The sequence below is a fragment of the Mycobacterium sp. genome, assembly GCF_032159565.1.
In the GTDB taxonomy this organism is placed as follows: domain Bacteria; phylum Actinomycetota; class Actinomycetes; order Mycobacteriales; family Mycobacteriaceae; genus Mycobacterium.
The window spans coordinates 1-20167 of record NZ_JAVHWR010000104.1; the positions used below are offsets into that span (position 1 = coordinate 1).

Annotated in this window: 18 protein-coding genes and 1 pseudogene; 5 read left to right on the top strand and 14 right to left on the bottom strand. The window is 66.0% G+C overall.

The window, feature by feature from the left end; translation table 11 throughout:
• Positions 1 to 1129, bottom strand: a pseudogene (locus QOC76_RS12780) (hypothetical protein); the annotation flags it as partial.
• A 1688-nt stretch (positions 1130 to 2817) separates the two neighbouring features.
• Positions 2818 to 2961, bottom strand: a complete 144-nt coding sequence (locus QOC76_RS12785) for a hypothetical protein (RefSeq protein ID WP_526357204.1) — start codon at positions 2959 to 2961, stop codon at positions 2818 to 2820.
• Between the two features lie 256 nt (positions 2962 to 3217).
• Here QOC76_RS12785 and QOC76_RS12790 point away from each other — a divergent pair, with 256 nt between their 5' ends.
• Genes QOC76_RS12790 through QOC76_RS12800 form a run of 3 tightly spaced genes read left to right on the top strand, consistent with a single transcriptional unit; the run spans position 3218 to position 5644 of the window.
• Positions 3218 to 4363, top strand: a complete 1146-nt coding sequence (locus tag QOC76_RS12790; protein ID WP_526357205.1) for an EspK C-terminal domain-containing protein — start codon at positions 3218 to 3220, stop codon at positions 4361 to 4363.
• Positions 4345 to 4668 carry a hypothetical protein gene (locus QOC76_RS12795; RefSeq protein ID WP_526357206.1) on the top strand — a complete coding sequence of 108 codons (324 nt, stop codon included), beginning with the start codon at positions 4345 to 4347 and terminating at the stop codon, positions 4666 to 4668. Before QOC76_RS12790 ends, QOC76_RS12795 begins: the two co-directional genes overlap by 19 nt.
• Before the next feature lie 31 nt (positions 4669 to 4699).
• Entirely contained in the window at positions 4700 to 5644 is a 945-nt protein-coding gene (locus QOC76_RS12800; RefSeq protein ID WP_526357207.1) for an NAD-dependent epimerase/dehydratase family protein, read from the top strand.
• A 347-nt stretch (positions 5645 to 5991) separates the two neighbouring features.
• Here QOC76_RS12800 and QOC76_RS12805 read toward each other — a convergent pair whose 3' ends face one another.
• The 8 genes from QOC76_RS12805 to QOC76_RS12840 form a co-directional block, all read right to left on the bottom strand.
• Positions 5992 to 6219 carry a DUF4926 domain-containing protein gene (locus QOC76_RS12805; RefSeq protein WP_526357208.1) on the bottom strand — a complete coding sequence of 76 codons (228 nt, stop codon included), beginning with the start codon at positions 6217 to 6219 and terminating at the stop codon, positions 5992 to 5994.
• An 11-nt stretch (positions 6220 to 6230) separates the two neighbouring features.
• On the bottom strand, positions 6231 to 7442 hold the full coding sequence (locus tag QOC76_RS12810; RefSeq protein ID WP_526357209.1) for a DUF6883 domain-containing protein: 1212 nt from the start codon (positions 7440 to 7442) through the stop codon (positions 6231 to 6233).
• 305 nt (positions 7443 to 7747) lie between these two features.
• Complete coding sequence (locus QOC76_RS12815) at positions 7748 to 8089, bottom strand: DUF2304 domain-containing protein (protein ID WP_526357210.1); 342 nt, start codon at positions 8087 to 8089, stop codon at positions 7748 to 7750.
• Complete coding sequence (ppgS, locus tag QOC76_RS12820; RefSeq protein WP_526357220.1) at positions 8086 to 8775, bottom strand: polyprenyl-phospho-N-acetylgalactosaminyl synthase PpgS; 690 nt, start codon at positions 8773 to 8775, stop codon at positions 8086 to 8088. Before ppgS ends, QOC76_RS12815 begins: the two co-directional genes overlap by 4 nt.
• Before the next feature lie 24 nt (positions 8776 to 8799).
• On the bottom strand, positions 8800 to 10044 hold the full coding sequence (locus QOC76_RS12825) for a polysaccharide biosynthesis protein (protein WP_526357211.1): 1245 nt from the start codon (positions 10042 to 10044) through the stop codon (positions 8800 to 8802).
• Positions 10041 to 11369 (bottom strand): M1 family metallopeptidase, encoded by a 1329-nt coding sequence (locus QOC76_RS12830; RefSeq protein ID WP_526357212.1) that lies wholly within the window; start codon positions 11367 to 11369, stop codon positions 10041 to 10043. The genes QOC76_RS12825 and QOC76_RS12830 overlap by 4 nt, the downstream gene beginning before the upstream one ends.
• On the bottom strand, positions 11366 to 15277 hold the full coding sequence (locus tag QOC76_RS12835) for a Pls/PosA family non-ribosomal peptide synthetase (RefSeq protein ID WP_526357221.1): 3912 nt from the start codon (positions 15275 to 15277) through the stop codon (positions 11366 to 11368). Before QOC76_RS12835 ends, QOC76_RS12830 begins: the two co-directional genes overlap by 4 nt.
• Before the next feature lie 18 nt (positions 15278 to 15295).
• Complete coding sequence (locus tag QOC76_RS12840) at positions 15296 to 15925, bottom strand: VTT domain-containing protein (RefSeq protein ID WP_526357213.1); 630 nt, start codon at positions 15923 to 15925, stop codon at positions 15296 to 15298.
• Between the two features lie 62 nt (positions 15926 to 15987).
• Between QOC76_RS12840 and QOC76_RS12845 the strand changes: the two genes are divergently transcribed.
• The gene (locus QOC76_RS12845; protein WP_526357214.1) at positions 15988 to 16410 is read left to right on the top strand and encodes a hypothetical protein; all 423 of its coding nucleotides are present in this window, start codon (positions 15988 to 15990) and stop codon (positions 16408 to 16410) included.
• Between the two features lie 4 nt (positions 16411 to 16414).
• On the opposite strand, the gene QOC76_RS12850 is transcribed toward QOC76_RS12845, so the two are convergent.
• From QOC76_RS12850 to QOC76_RS12865, 4 genes are all read right to left on the bottom strand, one after another.
• Positions 16415 to 17107 carry a hypothetical protein gene (locus QOC76_RS12850; protein ID WP_526357215.1) on the bottom strand — a complete coding sequence of 231 codons (693 nt, stop codon included), beginning with the start codon at positions 17105 to 17107 and terminating at the stop codon, positions 16415 to 16417.
• Positions 17108 to 17125: 18 nt separating this feature from the next.
• Positions 17126 to 18271 carry a serine hydrolase domain-containing protein gene (locus QOC76_RS12855; protein WP_526357216.1) on the bottom strand — a complete coding sequence of 382 codons (1146 nt, stop codon included), beginning with the start codon at positions 18269 to 18271 and terminating at the stop codon, positions 17126 to 17128.
• A gap of 31 nt (positions 18272 to 18302) precedes the next feature.
• Complete coding sequence (locus QOC76_RS12860) at positions 18303 to 18824, bottom strand: 2-oxo-4-hydroxy-4-carboxy-5-ureidoimidazoline decarboxylase (protein ID WP_526357217.1); 522 nt, start codon at positions 18822 to 18824, stop codon at positions 18303 to 18305.
• 150 nt (positions 18825 to 18974) lie between these two features.
• Positions 18975 to 19463, bottom strand: coding sequence for an inorganic diphosphatase (locus QOC76_RS12865; RefSeq protein ID WP_526357218.1), 489 nt, complete (start codon positions 19461 to 19463; stop codon positions 18975 to 18977).
• A 134-nt stretch (positions 19464 to 19597) separates the two neighbouring features.
• On the opposite strand from QOC76_RS12865, the gene QOC76_RS12870 reads away from it, so the two are divergent.
• A partial coding sequence (locus tag QOC76_RS12870) for a D-alanyl-D-alanine carboxypeptidase (RefSeq protein WP_526357219.1) occupies positions 19598 to 20167 on the top strand: 570 nt, incomplete at its 3' end.

Sequence of the window (20167 nt, forward strand, 5' to 3'; positions counted from 1 at the left end):
TGTCGAGCCATCGGGTACGTCTGCGGTTGGGTGCGCAGAATCCGACGGCGGCGAGGAGGGCGAGGACGACGACGAGATCGGGGAAGTAGCGAAGGGTTTGGGCGAGTTCGAGCGCCGTGAACTTCGAGGACCGCAGGAGGTAGATCGGGATTTGGCAGGCGATCGCGTAGCCGACGGCGGCGAGCCACAGCGGACCGATGCGCTCTTTCCGCAAGTAGCTGATGACGACTGCGGCGGCAAGCGCGACCCAGCCGAGAACCATAACGGTGACGGGCGGCGTCGCCCACGGTGATGCGGGTGCCCAGCGTTGCCAGTCCCACGGCCCCCCGGCGAGGCCGGGCACGATACCGTGAGTGATGGAGCGGCGCAGCAGATCTCGCGTCATGGGCAGGTCGCGGCTCCACCTGTGGTGGTCGACGACGACGAGGTAGAGCACGATCCAGGCGGCGGTCAGCGCGAGGGATCCGACCCAGAGTTTGATGCCGTTGCGCCACACCGTTCGTATTGCCGGTAAATCTCCGGTGACGTGGGTGAGGAGTGCGGCGATGGTGAAGGCGACGAAAGGAATGACGGCGGACTTTTCGAAGAAGAGCAAGCCGCCGAAGAAGACGAGTAGCGCGGAGACGGCGTAGCGCTGATTGCCGGTGCGCACCAGAAGGATGGCGTCGGCGGTTACCCATGCCATGGCGGCGAGCATGGGCAGAGAGTTCAATGCTGCTGCCCACCAGGCGAAGCCAGGGATGCCGAGCGGCGTGAAGAGGGCGAAGGTCAACGGGATGAGCAGGACGGGTCGCCAGCCGATGATGACGTGGAGGGCGCGCAGAAGCGCCAGGGAAGCGAGCAGTTGCAGCACGACGAGGCTGACGGCCGGCCCGATCCAGTTGAGCGGAGCGACGTGGGTGATGATGCCGGCGACGAGGAAGGCTGCGGGCATGACGTGGCCATCGTGGTCGTCGAAAAGATAGGTCGGCGAGACGATGTTCTGCGTGCCGGCGCGGCCGAGGAGGATGAGGTCGTCCCAGTAGAAGTAGCCCTTGAATGCCAGAACCGCCCGGATGACGAGTTGAACCGCGATCAGGGCGCCGGCGGTCAAAGCAACCCAGTTGGTGCGGGTCAGCCGGACTGCCATACGTCCTTTCTGCTGGTCGGCGGGACCCTTCGACTGTACGGGTCTGCTTGTTAGGGCAATTAGCGCTGACAGATAACGCCTTCACAACAGCCGCTGCGGCATGATTCGGGAAGCCTTTACGCTGGAAGAATGACCGGAAGCTCGCCGTATCCGCCTAGCTTCGGCGCCCCGCCGCCTGGAAGTGGGCCGCCGCCAGCGACCGGACCTGGCAATATTCCGCGGCCACCTGGGAACTTCGGCCCAAGTAGCGCTCCGTCGCGTGCTAGAACCGGTCTGCTAGCGAGCGGCGTCATTCTCGGTGTGCTGCTGGGAATTGCCGCTTTAGTGCTGTCAGCTATCGGGATAACTCGGGGACCCGAACCCCGTCCCCCGCAGCAGACCAATCAAGCAGAGCCCGAGCGGTTATTCGTCGACGACGCGGACAAAGCCTTGTGTGAAGACGTTGGCCCGCTGATGAAGGAAAGCCGCACAATGAAGAATACGTTTTCGGATGCAGGGCCGCAGGGCTCGCCCGAGCAGCGAGCGGTGATCGCCAAATTTGTGTTCGACACCCGAAACTGGGCCGATCGGACCCAAAAGGTGCTGAACGACCATTCGAGCCCGCCCCGGTATCTCACCCGAACAGTCCAACGGTACGTCGATGACATGTTGCTATTCGTTGGCAACATCTCGGCAGATCGAGATCCAGAGTCAGCGGATAGTCAGGCCTGGGACTTAAGCATCGTTGATCTACGTGGACCGAGGGGTCGTTGCCGCGACGTAGGTGTGGACTGGTGGGGATGATTCGGGCGCGCATCCGACGAAATCATTTGGGCGGAGCATTAGATGGCTGATCTTGGTGCCAGTACCGTTCCGCCACCGGACCGGCCGTTCACGCCTGCCATAGTTGGTGGACTTTGGCCGGCAACGCCGTCGGGCGGATGGTCCACGATGGCCCAAGCGGCTCAGCAGTTTGGTCAGCAGTCGTCTACCTGCGCGAGCGAAGTTCAGACATCCGCAGCGAACATTCTGGCGTCGAACACGGGTGAAGCCGTAGAAGCTATGCAACTCATTTACGCCGACGACGCGCAAGCGATCAAGAGGCAAAGCGACCTGTACTGGACTTTCGCCGAAGCGATGCGAGCATGTGCAGATTTGCTTGATTACGCTAGGAGGCGCCTCGAGTCGATTGACGCCAACGCCCATGATGAAATTCAGAAAGCAATCGATTCCTGGAAAGGTGGAGGGTGGTTTGGGCCATCTGCGCTAGTAAGTCAGATATGGGCCATAGTCTCGCGCGCCCGCGCTGACGCAGAGACTTTGTGCATAGATGTCGTGCGGAAAATTGCTGCTGAAGCGGTCCGGATTGCCAATAGTGAAGTGCCGTCGAAGTCTGTCAGGGGCAATACATCGCCGGGAGCACGCAACCCAGTGCAAGCCGTGGGTTTTGGTACCGAAGATAAACCCATGCACTGGGGTCCGAGTGGTGCGCAAGACAAGCCGTTGACACCAGCGCCCGAGGCGCCGCCCGAAGACTCACCGCTGCAACAGTCACCCGCCAAGCCAGAAGATAAGCCGCTGCAGCCGGAACAAGCGAAGCAGAATCATCAACCTGTGGAGGATGCAAAGTTGCGTCCGCCAATGCCAGGAACTGATCCCATCTCGGCACCGGAGGACAACCCTCTCACTTCACCCGCCGTCCAACAGCCTCAGGCGGGCAGTACGCCGATCATCCCGCCGATGGGCACTCCTTCACCCATGTCCGGAGGCGGCGGATTGAAGCCGCCGTCGATGCCCTCGATGCCTAGCACTCCGTCCATGCCCAGCACGCCGAGCATGCCTTCTGCGCCCACCTCGCCAGCTGGTCTCCCGACGCCCGCCAACCCCGTCCAAGAGTTGTCGCAGGGTTTCGCCAAAGGTCTAGCCTCCAGCGGCGCCAATCCGCTGCCGCCAGCCGTTCCCCAAGCCCCGACTCCGCCGCCGGCGGCAGCCGAAGTCACACCGGCTTCCGCACACGGTTCCGCTCTGCCTCCGGCCGCTGCCGGTCCTCCCGTCGCCGGCCACGCGGCCCCGCCGGCTCCCGCTGCCTCCCAAGGCACCCCGGCGCCGATGGTGGCCGGGGCACCGCCGCCCGGCAACCTCGCCGCGTACGGCTCCGATATCCCCAGAGGCACCCCGGCATCGACGCCCACCGTCTCCGCTAGCGGCACTGCGGGCGGCGCATCTCTCCCAGCAGGCGCGACATCTGCAGCCATCTCCTCAACGGGCGTGCCCCCGAGCGTTCTCGCCGCATCCGGCATCGCCGCCACCGGCACGGGCGCCGCGATGGTCAGCTCCGAAACCCAGGACCAACACCTCGACGATGCCATCACCCTCGCCTACGAGTTGCTCCACGCCTCGCACATGTATCCCGGCTTGCATTGGTGTGTCGGCACTTTCAAAGTCGCTACCGGCATCGAGACCGTCATCGTCAGTAACGACGGCGCCAGCTACATACCTCCCGGCGTCTACATACCGCGTTCCGTCCGAGTGCTTTTCGCTGATCCCGAACTCAGCGCGGGCTTCCAAGCCAAGTACTTCGGCTGGGTGAACCCGACCACCACCATGGTCGCCTATGCCGCCGAACGCGCCGTCCTGGATCCCAACGTCGAGCTGTACGCAGTCGCCGCTACCACCGACCCCGGTGGCTCATCCGTGCTTCCGGCCCGGCGTGCCGGCGTGCCTCACTACCAGGACTGCGATTCCACCCGCTCGCCGATCGACCCGGCGACGCCTGCCCCAGAACTCGACGGCACGCGCCTGCACCGCCTCGCCGTGATGTCCCCGCAGAGCTACGAACAACTCAATGACGCGACTCTCCCTGCGTCAGAACGCCAGTCGGCGGCATGGGAGGCCACCGCAGGCACCGTCGCGACCGCCCTCGCCGGTGCCGAACCGCTGCACATAGAGGTAGCGCCCGTCATCCGCGAAATCCTCGGCGGTCTCGCGATCGGCTCGCCGATCTCCGACGACCAGTGGTCGGCCCTGGCCGAAGCGCGTCTCTACGGCAAGTCGCTGTTCATGCGTCCCGGGTTCATCGAGGTCGAACCCTCGGGCGATCCGAACACAACCGTGCTCTACCGCGCGCACCACAACCTCGACCGTGCCGTGGAGGCGCTATCGCTGTGGCGTGGCGGCGACCCCGACTATGCCGATATCGTCTATGCCACTGAGCAGGTCACCAAGGAGGAACAGCTGTGGCCAGTAAGAACATAAAGCTCAACCCAGACGAGGCACTGGGTCACGTCAACAAGATCGCCGCGACGATGGCCGAAGTCTCCGTGCCCGGACCCGTACCGCCGCCGGGACCGACGACCAGTCCGATCGACGTGGCGCTCAACGCCGTGGCCGCCGCGGCCCTAGAAAAGGCCACTGCATCGTCGGAGGCCCTTTCCACCCGCGGAACCGAGCACAGCGCCGCCTCCACGCAGGCCATCAACACCATGCGGGCTCAAGAAGAAGAGAACACCGCGAAGGTCAACGAGCTCCAGATCGATATCCCCAAGACCTGGGACCTCTAAAGCACTTAGCGGCCGTCGGTATGGTGAGCCGATGCGCACACTGGTGACGGGAGCAGCCGGTTTCATCGGATCCACGCTGGTTGATCGCCTTCTCGCGGACGGACACGCCGTCATCGGCCTCGACGACCTCAGCTCGGGCAACAGCGTCAATCTCGGCGAGGCGGATCGCTCCTCGGACTTCGAATTCGTCAAGGCCGACATCGTCGAAGCCGACCTCATCGGTCTTATCGCCGACGTTCGGCCGGAGGTGATCTTCCACCTCGCCGCTCAGATCTCCGTAAGCCACTCGGTCGCGGAGCCGTCCTTCGACGCCGCGGTAAATGTCGTGGGAACCGTCCGGCTCGCCGAGGCCGCCCGCCGCGCAGATGTCCGCAAGATCGTGCACACCTCGTCCGGCGGATCTGTCTACGGCACTCCGCCGAGTTACCCGACCAACGAGGACGCCCCGATCAATCCTGCTTCGCCGTACGCCGCCAGCAAGGTGGCCGGCGAGGTGTATCTCAACACCTTCCGCAACCTGTACGCTCTGGAGTGCTCACACATCGCGCCCGCGAATGTCTATGGGCCGCGCCAGGATCCACACGGCGAAGCTGGTGTCGTCGCCATCTTCTCGCGTGCGCTCCTCGCGGGAAGGCCGACGAAGATTTTCGGCGACGGAAGTGATACGCGTGACTACGTCTTCGTCGACGACGTCGTCGACGCCTTTGTGAGGGCGTCCGGCGAGGAGGGTGGCGGTCAGCGATTCAACATCGGCACAGGTGTGGAAACTTCGACCAGGCAACTACATTCAGCAATCGCAGGCGCCGCCGGTAAACCTGACGAGCCGGAGTTCCGTCCACCCAGGCTTGGCGATCTACGACGCTCGTGTCTCGATATCAGCCGCGCGGAAACGGTTCTCGGCTGGACGCCCAAAGTCGCGCTCGACGATGGCATCGCCAAGACCGTCGAGTTCTTCCGCGAGGAGTTGAACTCATGATCCTCGACGGCTGACGCAATCGACTAGCTCTAATCGGGCCACGTTTCAATCTGCAGTCTATTGATCTTTCAGAGTAGATGATCCAACTCTTGCCTAAATCCGTTCGCTTTCAATACTCTTGGCGAAGATCATGGGTTTTCAGATAGTGTTGAAAGACTTGCCTCGTCGTCCATGCGGTAGACGGACGGAGACCGTCGTATGGTGCTTGAGAATGTCGCGCCTTTCGGGAGAGTATTTCGTAGAGGAGCTCGCGGCCAGCCCGCGAGAGAAACGCAAACATGCTATCCACCCGAAGCTCTTTGGAGTCTATTACCGCTACCATTACGACTCGCCCAACGCGGATTGATTTAGCGCGTGTGCGCCCGCCAGGTAACTTCTAGGGCCTCTTCGGGCACCGTGACCACGGCAACAGTTTTTCCAGCACGATCTGTGAACTCCACCTCGTAAGCCGGAGGACGAACACTATCGCCAAATTTTGTGTGGTCAAAGACCACTGTTCCTGTGGCGCCAGCCAGCAGGTGATGTTCTGGCATCGGCATCAAGAGACGGACGACGTCATACTCGTTAGGCTTCATCGTCTAACTCCTCACCCTCGAGTCGGAATCGCCGTTACAAGGCGCACAACGCCATCTTCTCGCCTTATCCACCCGAACACTACGTCGATAGTCTTTCCGTTGGCTCCAACAATCGAAATCGTCTGATTGAACGTTGTGCCGTATTGAGTTACGCCCGTCTTAATGGCTTCACCTTCCTTGAAAACGATTTGGTCCGCCAAGTCCTCGGCGTTCTCACGAGTGAAACCGAGCGCACTCTGGAACCACGCCGCTTTCGGTCCGACTGAAGGGTGACTCGGGTTAAGGAGGTACCGCTCAAGCTTATCGTCGACACTCTCCCGCGTGAGCCTGGCGGCTTCGGCATCTTCTGCCACCCCCCGGGCTGTCGGTGACTTCGACTCCTTCCCCTTCCGCCCAAGGCTTTTGATTCGCTCAAGCCGTTTGCGGATGCCGGCGATGTCGTGCGCCTTCTTGACCCCCTTGCTGATCCGCTTCGATACCTTCCACGCGCCGACGGCATTCCGGATAACACCGGCGAACTTGCTGATCGTGTGCGCGGCCTTGGCGGTGCCCGCGGCCGCGCCGACGCCGAAGCTGACGTATGCGGCGAATATCGAGATCACGGCTGTGGCCGCCAATTCCACCGCCAGGTCGGTCAGGATGTCTTCGAGCTGATGGCGGAGGTCGTCCAGCGCCGCCTTGTACTCCCTGCACGACAGCGCCAGTTCGCTGCAGCCGGTCAGGATCGCCGCCGTCGCGTCGCGCAGGTCCCGCAGATCCCGGACGATGTATTCGACCTCGGGGGACTGCGTGTCGCTGAACGCCCGGGCATTGACCTCCAGTGCCTCGACCACCGTGGTGTTCTGATACACCGTGGCCAGCCGATCCCACGCCTGCGCGGCCTTGTCGACCTTGACGGTGTCGCCGTCGGGCACCGGCACACCCACCTGTTCCACCAACCCCAGCGCGTCGTCCAACAAGCCCCTGCCTGGGCCGCCCGCCGACGGTGGCGCCGTGAGCACTCCTGCAACACTCGCCGGCTCAGGCGGCCGCTGCGGGGGCGCACCGCGGTTTCCCGGTGTGGCGTTGTATTCGGCGACTGCGTGGTTGTATCCGGCTTGGATCACCACACCGCCGTAGTTCTTCAAGGCCACTGTCAGATCGTTGACCGCACCCAGCACCTCGCCAGTACGGCCGTCATACGACGCCGCCCACGCGGCGCCCACGTCGTCGGTGCCGGCCATCGCGCCGGTTTCACTCAGAATTCTGACGTTGACCGCGAACGCGTCGTACACGTCACCGGCCAACTCGAACAGGCGCTTGCCGACCGCGTAATACGTGTCCGAGTCGACGTCTTGAGTCACGCCAGCATTGCGCTTTCCCGGCTAGTCACCTATCAAGCGTATGGCCGGTTAGCGCGCCTGCTTGCACCAATTCAGCGCGTTGACCAACAGGTGCGCGGTCGTGCCCCGCGAGTGTGCACAGAATGCCGAAATGTCGCGGCGTGTCGTGTGCAAACACGCACGCTCGCGGTACGGGCGGGAACGGGCTAAGCGTCGTCGGGTATGCGCGCGCCCTGCAGGGCGACCGCCCTGGCCAGCCGTGCGTACCGCAACTCCAGGTCCTTGAACCGCATATACGTGCTTAGCGTGGTGAACACGAACGCGATGATCAACACGTAGCCGATCAGGTCCGTACCGCGGTCCACCCCAACCCAATTCGCGACGATGGTGGTGTCGTCCGGCCGCAGAATCGCATAGATCGCGGCGACGACGAACAGCACACCGCCGACTTTCACCCACGCCTTGGTGCGCGCGCTCGTCCGCGACCGCAACAGATACACCAACAACGAAACGATCGACAGGATCAGCAGCGCCTGAATCCAGTTCATCGGGACAACCTCCCTCGCAGCAGCCCGTCGAACACGATGTTCACCCCGTTGAGCAACGGCTGACCTTTGGACTTCGAATAATCGGTGTAGAGGATCTCAACCGGCTCTTCCGCCACCCGCCAACGGTTTTCGACGGCAAGGGCGATGAACTCGCTCGCATGGCTCATGCCGCTCATCGTGAGGTTGAGTGCGTCGGCCACCGTCTTGTTGAAGACCCGAAGACCGTTGTGCGCGTCGGTCAACCCCAATTGGCGGCTGCTCGGACTCAAAAACGCCGCGGCGCGCAGGATGATCCGCTTCAGAAAAGGCGGCTTGCTCGCGCTCGGTTCGGCGAACCGCGTGCCGACCACCATGTCCACGTCAGCGGCCGACAGCCGGTCGATCATGGCGATGACGTCCTTCAGCCGGTGCTGTCCGTCCGCGTCGAACGTCGCGAACACCTGCGCTCCCGGCTGGCTGCGGGCGTACTCGATGCCGGTTTGAATCGCCGCGCCCTGGCCGAGGTTCACCGGATGTGACACGACGTGGGCTCCTGCGCGCAGCGCGAGGTCAACCGTGTCGTCCTTACTGCCGTCGTCGACGCAGACGACATGGTCGAAAACCGATCGGATGTCGGTGATGACGTCGCCGATGACGCTCGCCTCGTTGTAGGCGGGTACGACGATCCAAACATCTTGGTAGCCCATGTCGATGGGCACCAAAATACACGCTCACCGCGCCGATCCCCTGGCAAGCGCCCCCAGGTGCACGGCGATTCCCACCAGCGGCCCACACAGCAGCGCGATCACGGTGCGGGTCTCCAGGCCCAGCGGCAGCAGCAGCAACAACATCGACGCCAGCGTCGCGCTGATCCAGCCCGCCGCGTACGCGCGATGCAGCGCAGCAGCCACCGCCGCGGCGCCCGTCAGCGTCAACAGCGCCATGACAATCGCGGCCGTCGTCAGCCAGGCGAGTAGCGCCCCGCCCGCGCGGTACTCCTCGCCGAACGCCACCCTCAGCAGCCACGGCCCGAAAACCCCTGCGAGCACCACACCCACCGCGCCCAACGCTGCGACGAATACCGCCGGGGCCACCAAAGCCCGCAGCCGCTCTGTGCGCTGGTCGACGAAGTGCGCGATCAGATTGCCCTGCATCGCCGTCAACGGCACCAGCAGCGGCGCGCGGGTCAGCGTCACGGCAAGGATCACCACGCCGCCCGTCGCTCCCAGATCACCCGACGTCGCCTTGAGCAGCACAGGGAACCCCATCACCAGAATCGCGCTCGCGCCGGCCGCCGCGATCGAGTGCGCCGCGCCGCGCAAGAAAGTCGTCGTGCTACCGGACGTCAGCAGCGACGCGGCCGCGCGCGTCGACGGCGAGGCGATCAGCAAGATCAGCCATGCCATCGCTCCTGCCACCGTCGCCCACAGGTAGCCGACGAGCCCCCAACCGATCAAGAACGTGGCCACCGCGACCGCCACCCGCATGCCCGCGTCGGTCACCATCAGCGCGCCGTACTGAGTCCACCGGCCGACACCGGCCAGCATTCCGAGCAGGGTGGCGTGCAGACAGAACCCGGCCAGTCCGACACTCAACAGTGCGACGCTGAGCCACTGCGATTGGACGAAGACGTGCCCCGACCACAGCGGCGAACTGGCCGCAATCACGATCGCCGCGACCACACCGACCTTCGCCGCCACTCGCATCGGGTGCGTGCGCGGGCCCGACACCACCTCCGCGTCACCGACCGAACGGACTTCGCGGGTCGCCTCCTGCAGCAGACCGTTGGCCGCGCCGGTCACCAACCCGAACGCACCCCAGAACACACTGAAGATCGAGAACCCGGCCGGCTCGAGGTCTCGCGCCGCCAGGTAGAGCACCGCATATCCGCACAGCGCTGTCGCCACGGTGGCGGCACCGACTCGTGCGACGCTGCCGCGAGTGATCGGGCCGGTGGGAGTGGCCGCGTCGGTCACAATTCCGGCACGTCCTCGGAGTACAGCCACGCCTCCCACAGCGGGCGCAGCGATACGTCCGCGTAGTTGGCCGCGAGACCGGTGAAGTCGTCGGTCACCGCGGTGGAGTGACGATGGCGCTTGGTCCAATCCCGTAGCAGCGCAAAGAAGTTGTCTTCACCAATGACACCGCGCAGCGCATGCAGCGTCAAAGCGCCGCGCTTGTACACCCGGTCGTCGAACATGTCGCGCGGGCCCGGATCGGACAGCAACAGGTCCTGCGGCGAATCGCGGAGCCGCGCGTAGTAGTGGCGCGCCCACTCTTCGGCGGTCTTCCCCCCGGACTCCTCAGACCACAGCCACTCGGCGTAGCAGGCGAAACCCTCGTGCAACCAGATGTCGCGCCACCGACGGGCGGTCACCGAGTTGCCGAACCACTGGTGCGCCAGCTCATGGGCGATCAATCGCTCCGATCCCCGAGTGCCGTCGCAATGATTGGCGCCGAAGATCGAAATACCCTGCGCCTCAAGCGGTATCTCGAGGTGGTCGTCGGTGACGACGACGGTGTATCCGGTCGACAGCGGGTAGGGCCCGAACCGCTTGACGAACAGCTTCATCATCTGAGGCTGCCTGCCGAAGTCGTAATCGAAGTCGCGCTTGAGCCGGGCGGGCAGCGCGGCCTGCATCAGCACCGGCGACTTCTGCAACCGGTAGCCCTCATACATACCGATCTGTAGCGTGATCAGATACGTCGACGTCGGCTCCGCCAACTCGTATGTCCACGTCGTCATCGCGGCCCGTGTTCGCCGAGACTTCAACTCCCCGTTGGCGACCGCCCGATACGGGTTCTCGGTGCTGATCTGGATGTGGTAGCTGGCCTTCGAGCTCGGATGGTCGTCGCAGGGAAACCACGACGCGGCCCCGTTGGGCTGCCCCGCCACCAGTACGCCCTCGGTCAATTCCTCGAATCCCACGTCGCCCCAGAGGGATCGGACGGGTCGCGGGGTGCCGCTGTAGCGGACGTCGATCGTCATCGCCGCGCCCGCGGGCAGTGTCGACGACAGTGTGATGTGCAGCTTGGCGCCGGAACACTTGAAGGCGGCGGGCCGCCGCCCGTTCACCGACACCTTCGTCACCGACAGGGCGCCGGACAGGTCCAGCGTGAAGGTCCGCAACTCCGCAAGCGTGACCGCAGTGATCGTTGCCGACCCCGAGAGCCTGTTGATCGCCACCTTGTATTCGAGCTCGAGCTCGTATCGCGACACCCGGTAGCCGAAGTTGCCGTTGTTGGGCAGGTATGGGTCGATGACCGGGATCTTCTTCGCCGCCTTCTTGAATCGGGTCACGCGGCGGTTTCCTCGAACGCCTCGTCCGGCGCCTCTTCACGCTTCTTGCGCAACGCATTCCACGGTGCGATCGGGTTGCCCTGCCACCGCGTCGACGGTGGCACCTCGTCGCCGCGCATCACCAACGAGGCCGGCCCGACGGTCGCGCCCGCGCCAAGTCGCGCGGCGGGCAGCGCCACGCAGTGTGGCCCCAGCGTCGAACCCTCCTCGAAGATGACGGTGTCCATCCGCATCACCCGGTCATGGAACAGGTGTGTCTGCACGACGCAGCCTCGGTTGACGGTGGCGCCCCTGCCCAGAGTGACCAGGTCCGCCTCGGGCAGCCAGTAGGACTCGCACCAGACGCCGCGGCCGATCTTGGCCCCGAGGGCGCGCAGCCACAGGTTCATCACCGGTGTGCCGGTGGCGGCCCGGGCGAACCAGGGCGCCGCGACCGTCTCGACGAAGGTGTCCGAGACCTCGTTACGCCAGACGAAGGCCGACCACAGTGGATGTTCGACGGCCCGTATTCGGCCGACCACAACCCATTTCGCGATCACCGCGGTGGCGCCCGCCACGGCCCCCGCGATCAGCAGCACCACGCCGCTGCCGAGCACCGCCCACAGGTAACCGAACTCGACGATCAGGACCTGCAGCGCGAACAGCACACTCACGCCGATCGCAAACGTCACGATCATCGGCACCAGCCGGCACGTCTCCACGAAGCCGCGCATGACCTTCAGCCGTATCGGCGGATCGAACGTGCGCAGTGCGTCGGCGGCTGTGGGCTTGCGCCGCAACCGGATCGGAGGGCTGCCCAGCCACGACGACCCTGCCTTTGACTTGTGCGGCGCCGCCGAAAGCACCGCGACCAGACCGTCGTCCGGCACCTTGCGTCCGGGCTGTGTGATGCCGGAATTGCCCAGGAAGGCCCGCTTTCCGATCGTTGCCTTGCCGACGTGAATCCAGCCGCCGCCGAGTTCGGAGGACGCCACCATGGTGTCGTCGGCCAGAAACGCGCTGTCCTCGATCACGGTGAACTTGGGCGTCAGCAGGGCCGTCGAGATCTCGGTGCCACCACCGACCTTTGCGCCGAGCATGCGCAGCCACGTCGGTGTGAGAAGGCTGGCGTACAACGGGAACAGATAGTTACGGGCAGCATCCATCAGGCGTTCCGTCGCCCATATCTGCCAGCCCACTCGGCTGCGGACCGGGTGATAACCCTCCCGCAGCCACAGCGACAGTGCGCGCACACCGATCACGGTCAACAACGCGTAAACGACGACACTGACCAGCGTAGCCACCGGCGTCCACACTGCGGCAGGGGCGATGGCGTCGGTCAGGGACGCGGAATCCCGGATCGCCCAGCCGATGACGGCGAGCCCACAGCCCAGCGCGGCAAGGGGCAACGCGCCCAACAGCATTGACGTCACCCCGTAGACCGCAACCCAGAACGGCGCCCGGGCCGGCCGGTCGTCCGGCCACGGATGGCGGGCCTTGCCCGACTTCACCGCGGGCGAACCCTTCCAGTACTGGCCCTTCTTCACCCGGCCGACCACACCCGAGCCCGCGGCGACGTCGGCGTTCTTACCGACCGCGGCACCCGGCAGCAACGTCGTGCGTGCACCGATGGTGGAGTCGTTGCCGATCGTGATGGTGCCGACATGGAAGTGGTCGCCGTCGATCCAGTGCCCGGACAGATCCACCTCCGGCTCGATGGAACTGCGGTGGCCCAGGGTGAGCATGCCCGTCACCGGAGGTGCCGAATGCAGGTCGACGCCCTTGCCGACCTTGTTACCCAGCGCCCGTGCGTAGTACACCATCCACGGCGCCCCGCCAATGTTCTGGGCACCGCTGGCGTCGGCGAGCCGCTCGGCCAGCCACACCCGCATGTGCACCGAACCGCCGCGACGGTATGTGCCCGGCTCCAGGAAGCCGATCAGCATCCGGGCGCACAGCACCGCGATGCCCATCCTCCCGACCGGCGCGACGAAGAGCAGGAACCCGCCGAGAACCATCCACCAGTCGACGGGAACCAGCCACGTCACCGGGCTCAGCGCCGCCGCGACGTTGTTGAGCAGCGCCAGCCACACCACCCACTGCAGGCCGGTCAGCGTGGCCAACGGCAGCGACATCACCACCTGGAATGCCTGCGACAGCAGCGGCACCGGCCGCACCACCCGCGTCTCGACCGGCGGCGGTGGATCCATCTCGTCGAGGAAACCGGCCAGCGAACCCAGCCGCGGGCGGTCGTAGAGATCGGCGACCGTGACCTGCGGATAGCGCCGCCGCAGCGCGGCGACCAACTGCGCCGCCGACAGCGAGCCGCCGCCGAGTGCGAAGAAGTCGGCCTCCGGACCGTCGACCGGCGCGGCCAGCACGTCGCGCCACAAGCCGGCCAGCCAGCCCATCGTGCCGCCCAGGTCTGGCGCCTCATCGTCGGGTTCGCCGGGCGGGGGCCAGGGCAGCGCGTCGCGGTCCACCTTGCCCGACGTGCGGGTCGGCAGCTCGTCGAGCAACACCAGCCGTGGCACCAGCGCCGCGGGCAGCGAACCCGCAAGCGCCGTCCGCGCCGCCGGCAGGTCGAAGGACGGGTCGGCGCTGGCGATGTAGCCGACAAGAAGGGGAGTTCCGCTGGCGGTTCGCCGCACCGCCGCGGCGCCGCCACTCACACCAGGCAGGTGCACCAGGGCCGAGTCGACCTCCCCGAGTTCGATGCGCCGTCCGCCGACCTTCACCTGGTCGTCGGCGCGACCGCAGAAGATCAGGCCATCGGGCTCGAGTCGCACGAGGTCGCCGCTGCGGTATGCACGGTGCCAGTCCAGCGTGGGCAACGGCGCGTACTTCTCGGCGTCCTTGTCCTGGTCCAGGTAGCGGGCCAGCCCGACGCCGCCGATCACCAGTTCACCCGTCTCACCGACCTCCACCGGCGCGCCGTCCTTGTCGACGACGGCCAGATCCCAGCCCGGCAGCGGCAGCCCGATGCTGACCGGCCCGATGCCGTCGAGTCTGGCCGCGCACGCGACGACGGTGGCCTCGGTGGGGCCGTAGGTGTTCCACACCTCGCGTCCCGCGGCGTCGGGGCCGGCCGCCAGCCGCTCCGCGAGGTCCGGCGGGCAGGCCTCGCCGCCGAAGATCAGCAGCCGCACCGCCTCCAACGCCTCGGCCGGCCACAGGGCCGCCAGCGTCGGCACCGTCGACACCACCGTGATGTCCTTCGACACCAGCCACGGCCCGAGATCCATGCCGCTGCGCACCAGCGAACGGGGCGCCGGAACCAGGCAGGCGCCGTTGCGCCAGGCCAGCCACATCTCCTCGCAGGACGCGTCGAACGCCACGGACAACCCGGCAAGCACTCGGTCGCCGGGCCCAATCGGGTTGTCCTGCAAGAACATCTGCGCCTCGGCGTCGACGAATGCCGCCGCGCTGCGATGCGTCACCGCGACACCTTTCGGAATGCCGGTCGACCCGGAGGTGAAGATGATCCAGGCGTCGTCGCGGCCCAACGGCGACGCGGCGCGCCAGCCGCGGGAGTCACCGGCGCCGCGGAGCAGGCCCGCTTCGGTGATCACCCCCACGACGTTGGCCTCCCCGAACACCAGCGCGGCCCGCTCGTCGGGGTCGTCGGCGTCCACCGGAACGTAGGCGGCGCCGGTGGCGAGCGTCGCGAGGATCGCCACGTAGAGGGCGTAACTGCCCGACGGCATGCGGATGCCGACGCGGTCGCCTCGTCCGATTCCGCGCGCCGCCAGCCACGCGACACTGTCCTCGATGTCGACGACCAGCTCGCTGTAGGTCAGCTGCACGGAGCCGTCGTCGATCGCGGGCGCATCGGGATAGCGTGCCGCGGTGTCGTACAGGATGTCGATCAGCGTCCGCGGCTGCGGCGCGTACGGCGACAGCAGGTACTGCTCAGGAATGTCCGGCATCGCCACGCATACAACGTACTAAGCGCCTGCCGCCGCGCGTCTGCGCCTGATGCGGCGTGTGATCAGAATGGCCGCGATCACAACGATCGCAGCGATGACGTACCACTTGTAACGCTCGAACGCGGCATAGATCTCGACGATATTCTCACCGGCGAGGTAGCCGACGGCGGCAAATGTGCACACCCACAGCACTGCGCCGAGCGCGTTGAAGCCCAGGAATTTCGCCCAGTGCATGCCGATGATCCCGGCCAGCAGCCCGTTGAGCTGCCGCAGCCCCTCGATGAACCGGGCGACGGTGACGATTTTGCCGCCATGCTTGTTGAAGTACTCCTCGGCATGGTCGAGTCGCGCCGGCGTCAGGAAGATGTACCGCCCGAATCGATGGACGAGCGGGCGGCCGCCGAAGTGGCCGACGGCGAAGCCGATGTTGTCGCCGATGATCGCGCCGACCACCGCCACCAGGATCACCAGCGCGATGTTCATGTGGCCCGAGCCCGCGAAGACCGCCGCGGCGATCAGTATGGTTTCGCCGGGCACCGGCACGCCGAAATCCTCGAGGAGCACGAATCCGCCGACGGCCAGATAGCCGTAGTGTTCGAGCAGCGGCTGCAAGTCCCCGAACACACCGGGTAGCTGGGTGTCGGCCATGTCTCAAATTCTGGTTGAGCGCAACCGTTGTCGTGCGGCGATCGCGTGCCTAGCGTGTCGGCGTGGCAAGCGTACGCGGTGATCGGGGGTTGCGGCTCTTCGTGGCCGATGCATCCGGCGACAATTGGAACGAGCTCACCTCGGGTGAGGCAACGGCGGTGCGGCTGGCGGCGCCCGACCTGCAGCAGGCTCGGCGAGCGCGCGGGCGGATCACCGGCGACGTCGCAGTGATCCTCGACATCACCGTTGCGGTCGCCGCCGACTTCCGGTCTGCGCGAGACGCGATGCCGATCATCGACGACGGCACCCTGCACTACGCGGGAACCATCGACGGGCTGGCCGGACTCGTCGCCGACATCTTCATGGCCGATGTGGCCGACGGCGTGACCTTCATCCCGGCGTCACCGGAGCAGGACATTGGCGAGCTGGCCGACGCGGCGGTGGACCGGATCGCACGCCGCCTGCCGCTCTCCGGCGCGGCCTGACCGGCTACGCCTCGAGCTCTCCTGCGAGCTTGCGTTCGATGCTGGCCCTCGTGACAGCGGGCAGCGCCAGTATCCCGTCGAGTTCGACTCGCGCCCGCGTGTAGGCATTATGGCGTTCCTGGGGGGTGGCGCCGTCGTCTTCGGCAAGCTTGAGCAGGCTCTGGGCACGTGCGATGCGCTGCTGGTCCTCTTCGGAGAACGTGCTGCGACGCAGCCGGATCGCCTCGGCCTCGGCGACGTCGAACGCCGTCACATAGTCACCGACGGCGTCGCGGTACTCCAGCTGAGCCTCGCGGTCGCCGTCGAGGTCCTCGGCGTTCTCCGGTCGCAGCAGGTCCGCCCGTCGCCGTGCCTTGTGGAAGTCGATCGTCAGCTCATTGCGCATATCGGTCATCAGCGGGAAGTCGAGGAGCTTGGCGACGTCGACTTCGTACTCCAGCCACCGCGCATCGGTCTGGCCGTGCTGCTCGATCACCCGCTTGCACTCGCGCCGGTTTTTGACCTGGCCGGCGCGCGTTCGACCGGCCGCCTCCGCGACGGCGATCTTGGTCTGCTGTTTGATCCGGTAGCGCTCGAGCCGACGTTCGGCACGCCGCTCGTTGGCCGCGGCGATCGCCCGCACTCCGCCGCCCACCATGCCGGCGAGGGGGAAGATCAGCCACCAGAAATGGCCCGCGGTCTCGAACAGGGGTGCCACATTGCCAGCATGCCACCGTCAGGACAGCGCCTCGTAGATCAGCTTGGCGTACCTCGCGGTGCGCTCGTTGCCGAGCGTGCCCTGACCCATCTTGTTCATGACGTAGGTGGCGGTGGTGCGACGGTCCGGGTTCATCAGCACCATCGACCCGCCCCACCCGCCCCAGAAGCAAACCCTTTCGTCGGCAGGCAAAAACGGTATGACCTCGGGTGTGGACAGGCCGTAGCCGATGCCCATCTTGAGCGGGGCGAGCAGCACCAGATCCGGTCCGTGCGATTGGACATCGAAGATCCGCTGGAGCGTCGGCGCTGATAACAGCTCGACGCCGTTAGCGCTGCCGCCCAGGGATATCGGAGACAGCATGCGCGCCAGCGAGCGCGCGTTGCCGTGTCCGTTCACCGCGCCCAAATCCGCGTTGCGCCATGCAGCGGTATGGGCGATGCCTGCTTCGGGGGCCGGGTTGGTGAGCGTCTTGCGCATCGGGTTGTCTTCGGGCAGCGCGTCGAACGGGATGTCGAACGACGGCGGAGGGGTGAGCTCCGCGATGCGGCCGTCATCCTCCGGTTGGGCGCCGATCTGGAAGTCCGCCTCCAGTGGGCGCGCGATCTCGTCGCGGACGAAGTCCTTCAGCGTCGTCCCTGCCGTGCGCCGGACCAGCTCACCGATCAGGAACCCGAAGTTGAGCGCCTGATAACCCGACGCCGTGCCCGGTGCCCACCACGGTGCCTGCGCGGCGAGCCTCGACGTGGCCTTCTCCCAGTCGAACAGATCGTCGATGGTCATCGGGTCCTGCCACCCGGCGACGCCGGAGGTGTGCGACAGCAGGTGACGCACCCTTACGTCCTGCTTGCCGTTGGCGGCGAACTCAGGCCAGTACTTCGCGACGGGTGCGTCGAGGTCGAGCAGGCCGCGGTCGGCCAGCATCAGCGCGGCGAGACTCGTCACGGTCTTGGTGCACGACCAGACGTTGACGATCGTGTCCTTGCCCCACGCCACCGTCTTCGCCGCATCGGCGTAGCCGCCCCAGACGTCGAGGACCGACTCACCGTCGATGTCGACCGCGATCGCGGCACCTGTCTCTGCGCCGCAGGCCAGTTCGTCGGCCAGCGCTTCGGCGACCTTGTCGAATCGGGCGTCTGCGTGTCCGTGCACCGCGGAGGTCATGCGGTGGAACCTACGCCGCAAAGCTAGGGCGTCACCAGTTGTCGTAGCCGCCCTCGGGCCCGAGCATGCGTTCCAGGCGGGTGCGGTTGATCCGGGCCAACTCGTTGCGCACCACCTTGCGCTCGGTCTCGACGTCGTTGTGCATGCGTTCGGAGACCGCCGCCAGCACGTCCTGCGCGCAGCAGCCGTTGATGAACATGACGAAACCGAAACCGAAGTGGTCCAGGTAGCCCTTCGAAGCGGCGGCCAGTTGGTCCATCACCTCGGACCGCTCGTCTTGGATCGCGCACTGCTCGGCCGCCGACTTCTCGCTGCCCGGCCGACGGCCCACGTCGGGGTAGGCCTGCAGGATCGAATCTATCGACTGCTCAGCCAGCGCGAAGAGCAATTGGTCGGCCTGCCGGAACAGCGCGTCGTGATCCTGATACGGACGGCCGCGGGCGAGGTCGGCGGCCAGGGGCACGCTGTAGCAGCACTCGTAAAGGGCGTGCACGGCGCGGCGCATCGGCATTTCGTTGAACACGTCCAAACCCATGCCCTGATGCATCAACACACGGTCATGATCCGCGCAGCAGAGCGCGCAGGCGTTACGCCGTGTTACGGCGAGGAAAACTTAAAGGCGCGATGAGCGCTTGCGCGAAGAGCCGACAGCCTCAGATGAGCGCTTGCGCGAAGAGCCGACAGCCGCGATGAGCTGACAGATTCAGTGGCCCTGCGTCTTGAATCGTTCGATCGACCGGTTGATCTCGGCCTCGGCGTCCGCCCGTCCGGTCCAGTCGGCCGCCTTCACGTACTTGCCCGGCTCCAGGTCCTTGTAGTGGACGAAGAAGTGCTTGATCGCCTCGAGTTCGTGCTCGGGGACGTCGGACACGTCCTTGACGTGGTCCCAACGCCCATCGCCGGCGGGCACGCAGAGCACCTTGTCGTCGCCGCCCGCCTCGTCGGTCATCTGAAACATCGCCACCGGCCGCGCCTCGACGATGCAGCCGGGGAACACCGACTCGGGCAGCAGCACCAGTGCGTCGAGCGGGTCGCCGTCCTCGCCGAGGGTGTTCTCGATGAAGCCGTAGTCGGTCGGATAGCCGAAGGACGTGTAGAGGTAGCGGTCCAGCTTGACCCGACCGGAGTCGTGGTCTACCTCGTACTTGTTGCGCGAGCCCTTCGGGATCTCGATGACAACGTCAAACTCCACCGTCGCGGCTCCTTGCCGTGTGTTCGGTTCTGCGGACTTCGCCACCCTAGTGGACGGCCCGCGCTCCGCCACGGCTGACCTCGCAGTTCCGGGCAGCGGATACCCTGCTTGGGCAGGCAGGAGTCAGGAGAACCATGCGTCCCACTCAGTGGCGACGGTCCACCCACGTCGTGATCGGGGTGGCCGTGGTGCTGCTGGTCGCCGCTGTCGTGGTGGCCGCCGCACTGCTGAGGGGTGGCCAGTCCAGCGACGCCAGCGTGATCCCGCCCGCGCCCGCGCCCGCGACGGCCGACCCTGGCATCAAGCCGGTGTCCGACTCCGCCGACAAGCCGACCCCCGACAAGCTGGCCGCGACCCTGGCGCTGACGCTCGCCGAACCGAACCTCGGCGCCTTCACCGGCAGGATCACCGACGCCGTCACCGGGGAACAGTTGTGGGCGCAGGGTGCCGACGTGCCGATGCAGCCGGCCTCGGTGACCAAGGTGCTGACGACGGCGGCGGCGCTGCACGGCCTGGACCGAGACGCCCGGCTCACCACGAAGGTGCTGGCTTCCGATCGCCGTCCCGGCGTCGTCGTGCTCGAGGGTGGGGGTGACCCGACGCTGTCGGCAGCGCCCAAGGGACAGGACACGTGGTACCGCGACGCGGCACGGATCAGTGACCTGGCCGATCAAGTCCGACGCAGCGGCACCAAGGTGACAGCG

Excerpts from the sequence above, each read along its gene's own strand:
- QOC76_RS12790 (WP_526357205.1), top strand. The coding sequence starts at position 3,218 with ATGGTGGCCGGGGCACCGCCGCCCGGCAACCTCGCCGCGTACGGCTCC.
- QOC76_RS12800 (WP_526357207.1), top strand. The coding sequence starts at position 4,700 with ATGCGCACACTGGTGACGGGAGCAGCCGGTTTCATCGGATCCACGCTG.
- QOC76_RS12805 (WP_526357208.1), bottom strand. The coding sequence starts at position 6,219 with ATGAAGCCTAACGAGTATGACGTCGTCCGTCTCTTGATGCCGATGCCA.
- QOC76_RS12810 (WP_526357209.1), bottom strand. The coding sequence starts at position 7,442 with ATGGCCGGCACCGACGACGTGGGCGCCGCGTGGGCGGCGTCGTATGAC.
- QOC76_RS12815 (WP_526357210.1), bottom strand. The coding sequence starts at position 8,089 with ATGAACTGGATTCAGGCGCTGCTGATCCTGTCGATCGTTTCGTTGTTG.
- ppgS (WP_526357220.1), bottom strand. The coding sequence starts at position 8,775 with ATGGGCTACCAAGATGTTTGGATCGTCGTACCCGCCTACAACGAGGCG.
- QOC76_RS12835 (WP_526357221.1), bottom strand. The coding sequence starts at position 15,277 with ATGCCGGACATTCCTGAGCAGTACCTGCTGTCGCCGTACGCGCCGCAG.
- QOC76_RS12840 (WP_526357213.1), bottom strand. The coding sequence starts at position 15,925 with ATGGCCGACACCCAGCTACCCGGTGTGTTCGGGGACTTGCAGCCGCTG.
- QOC76_RS12855 (WP_526357216.1), bottom strand. The coding sequence starts at position 18,271 with ATGACCTCCGCGGTGCACGGACACGCAGACGCCCGATTCGACAAGGTC.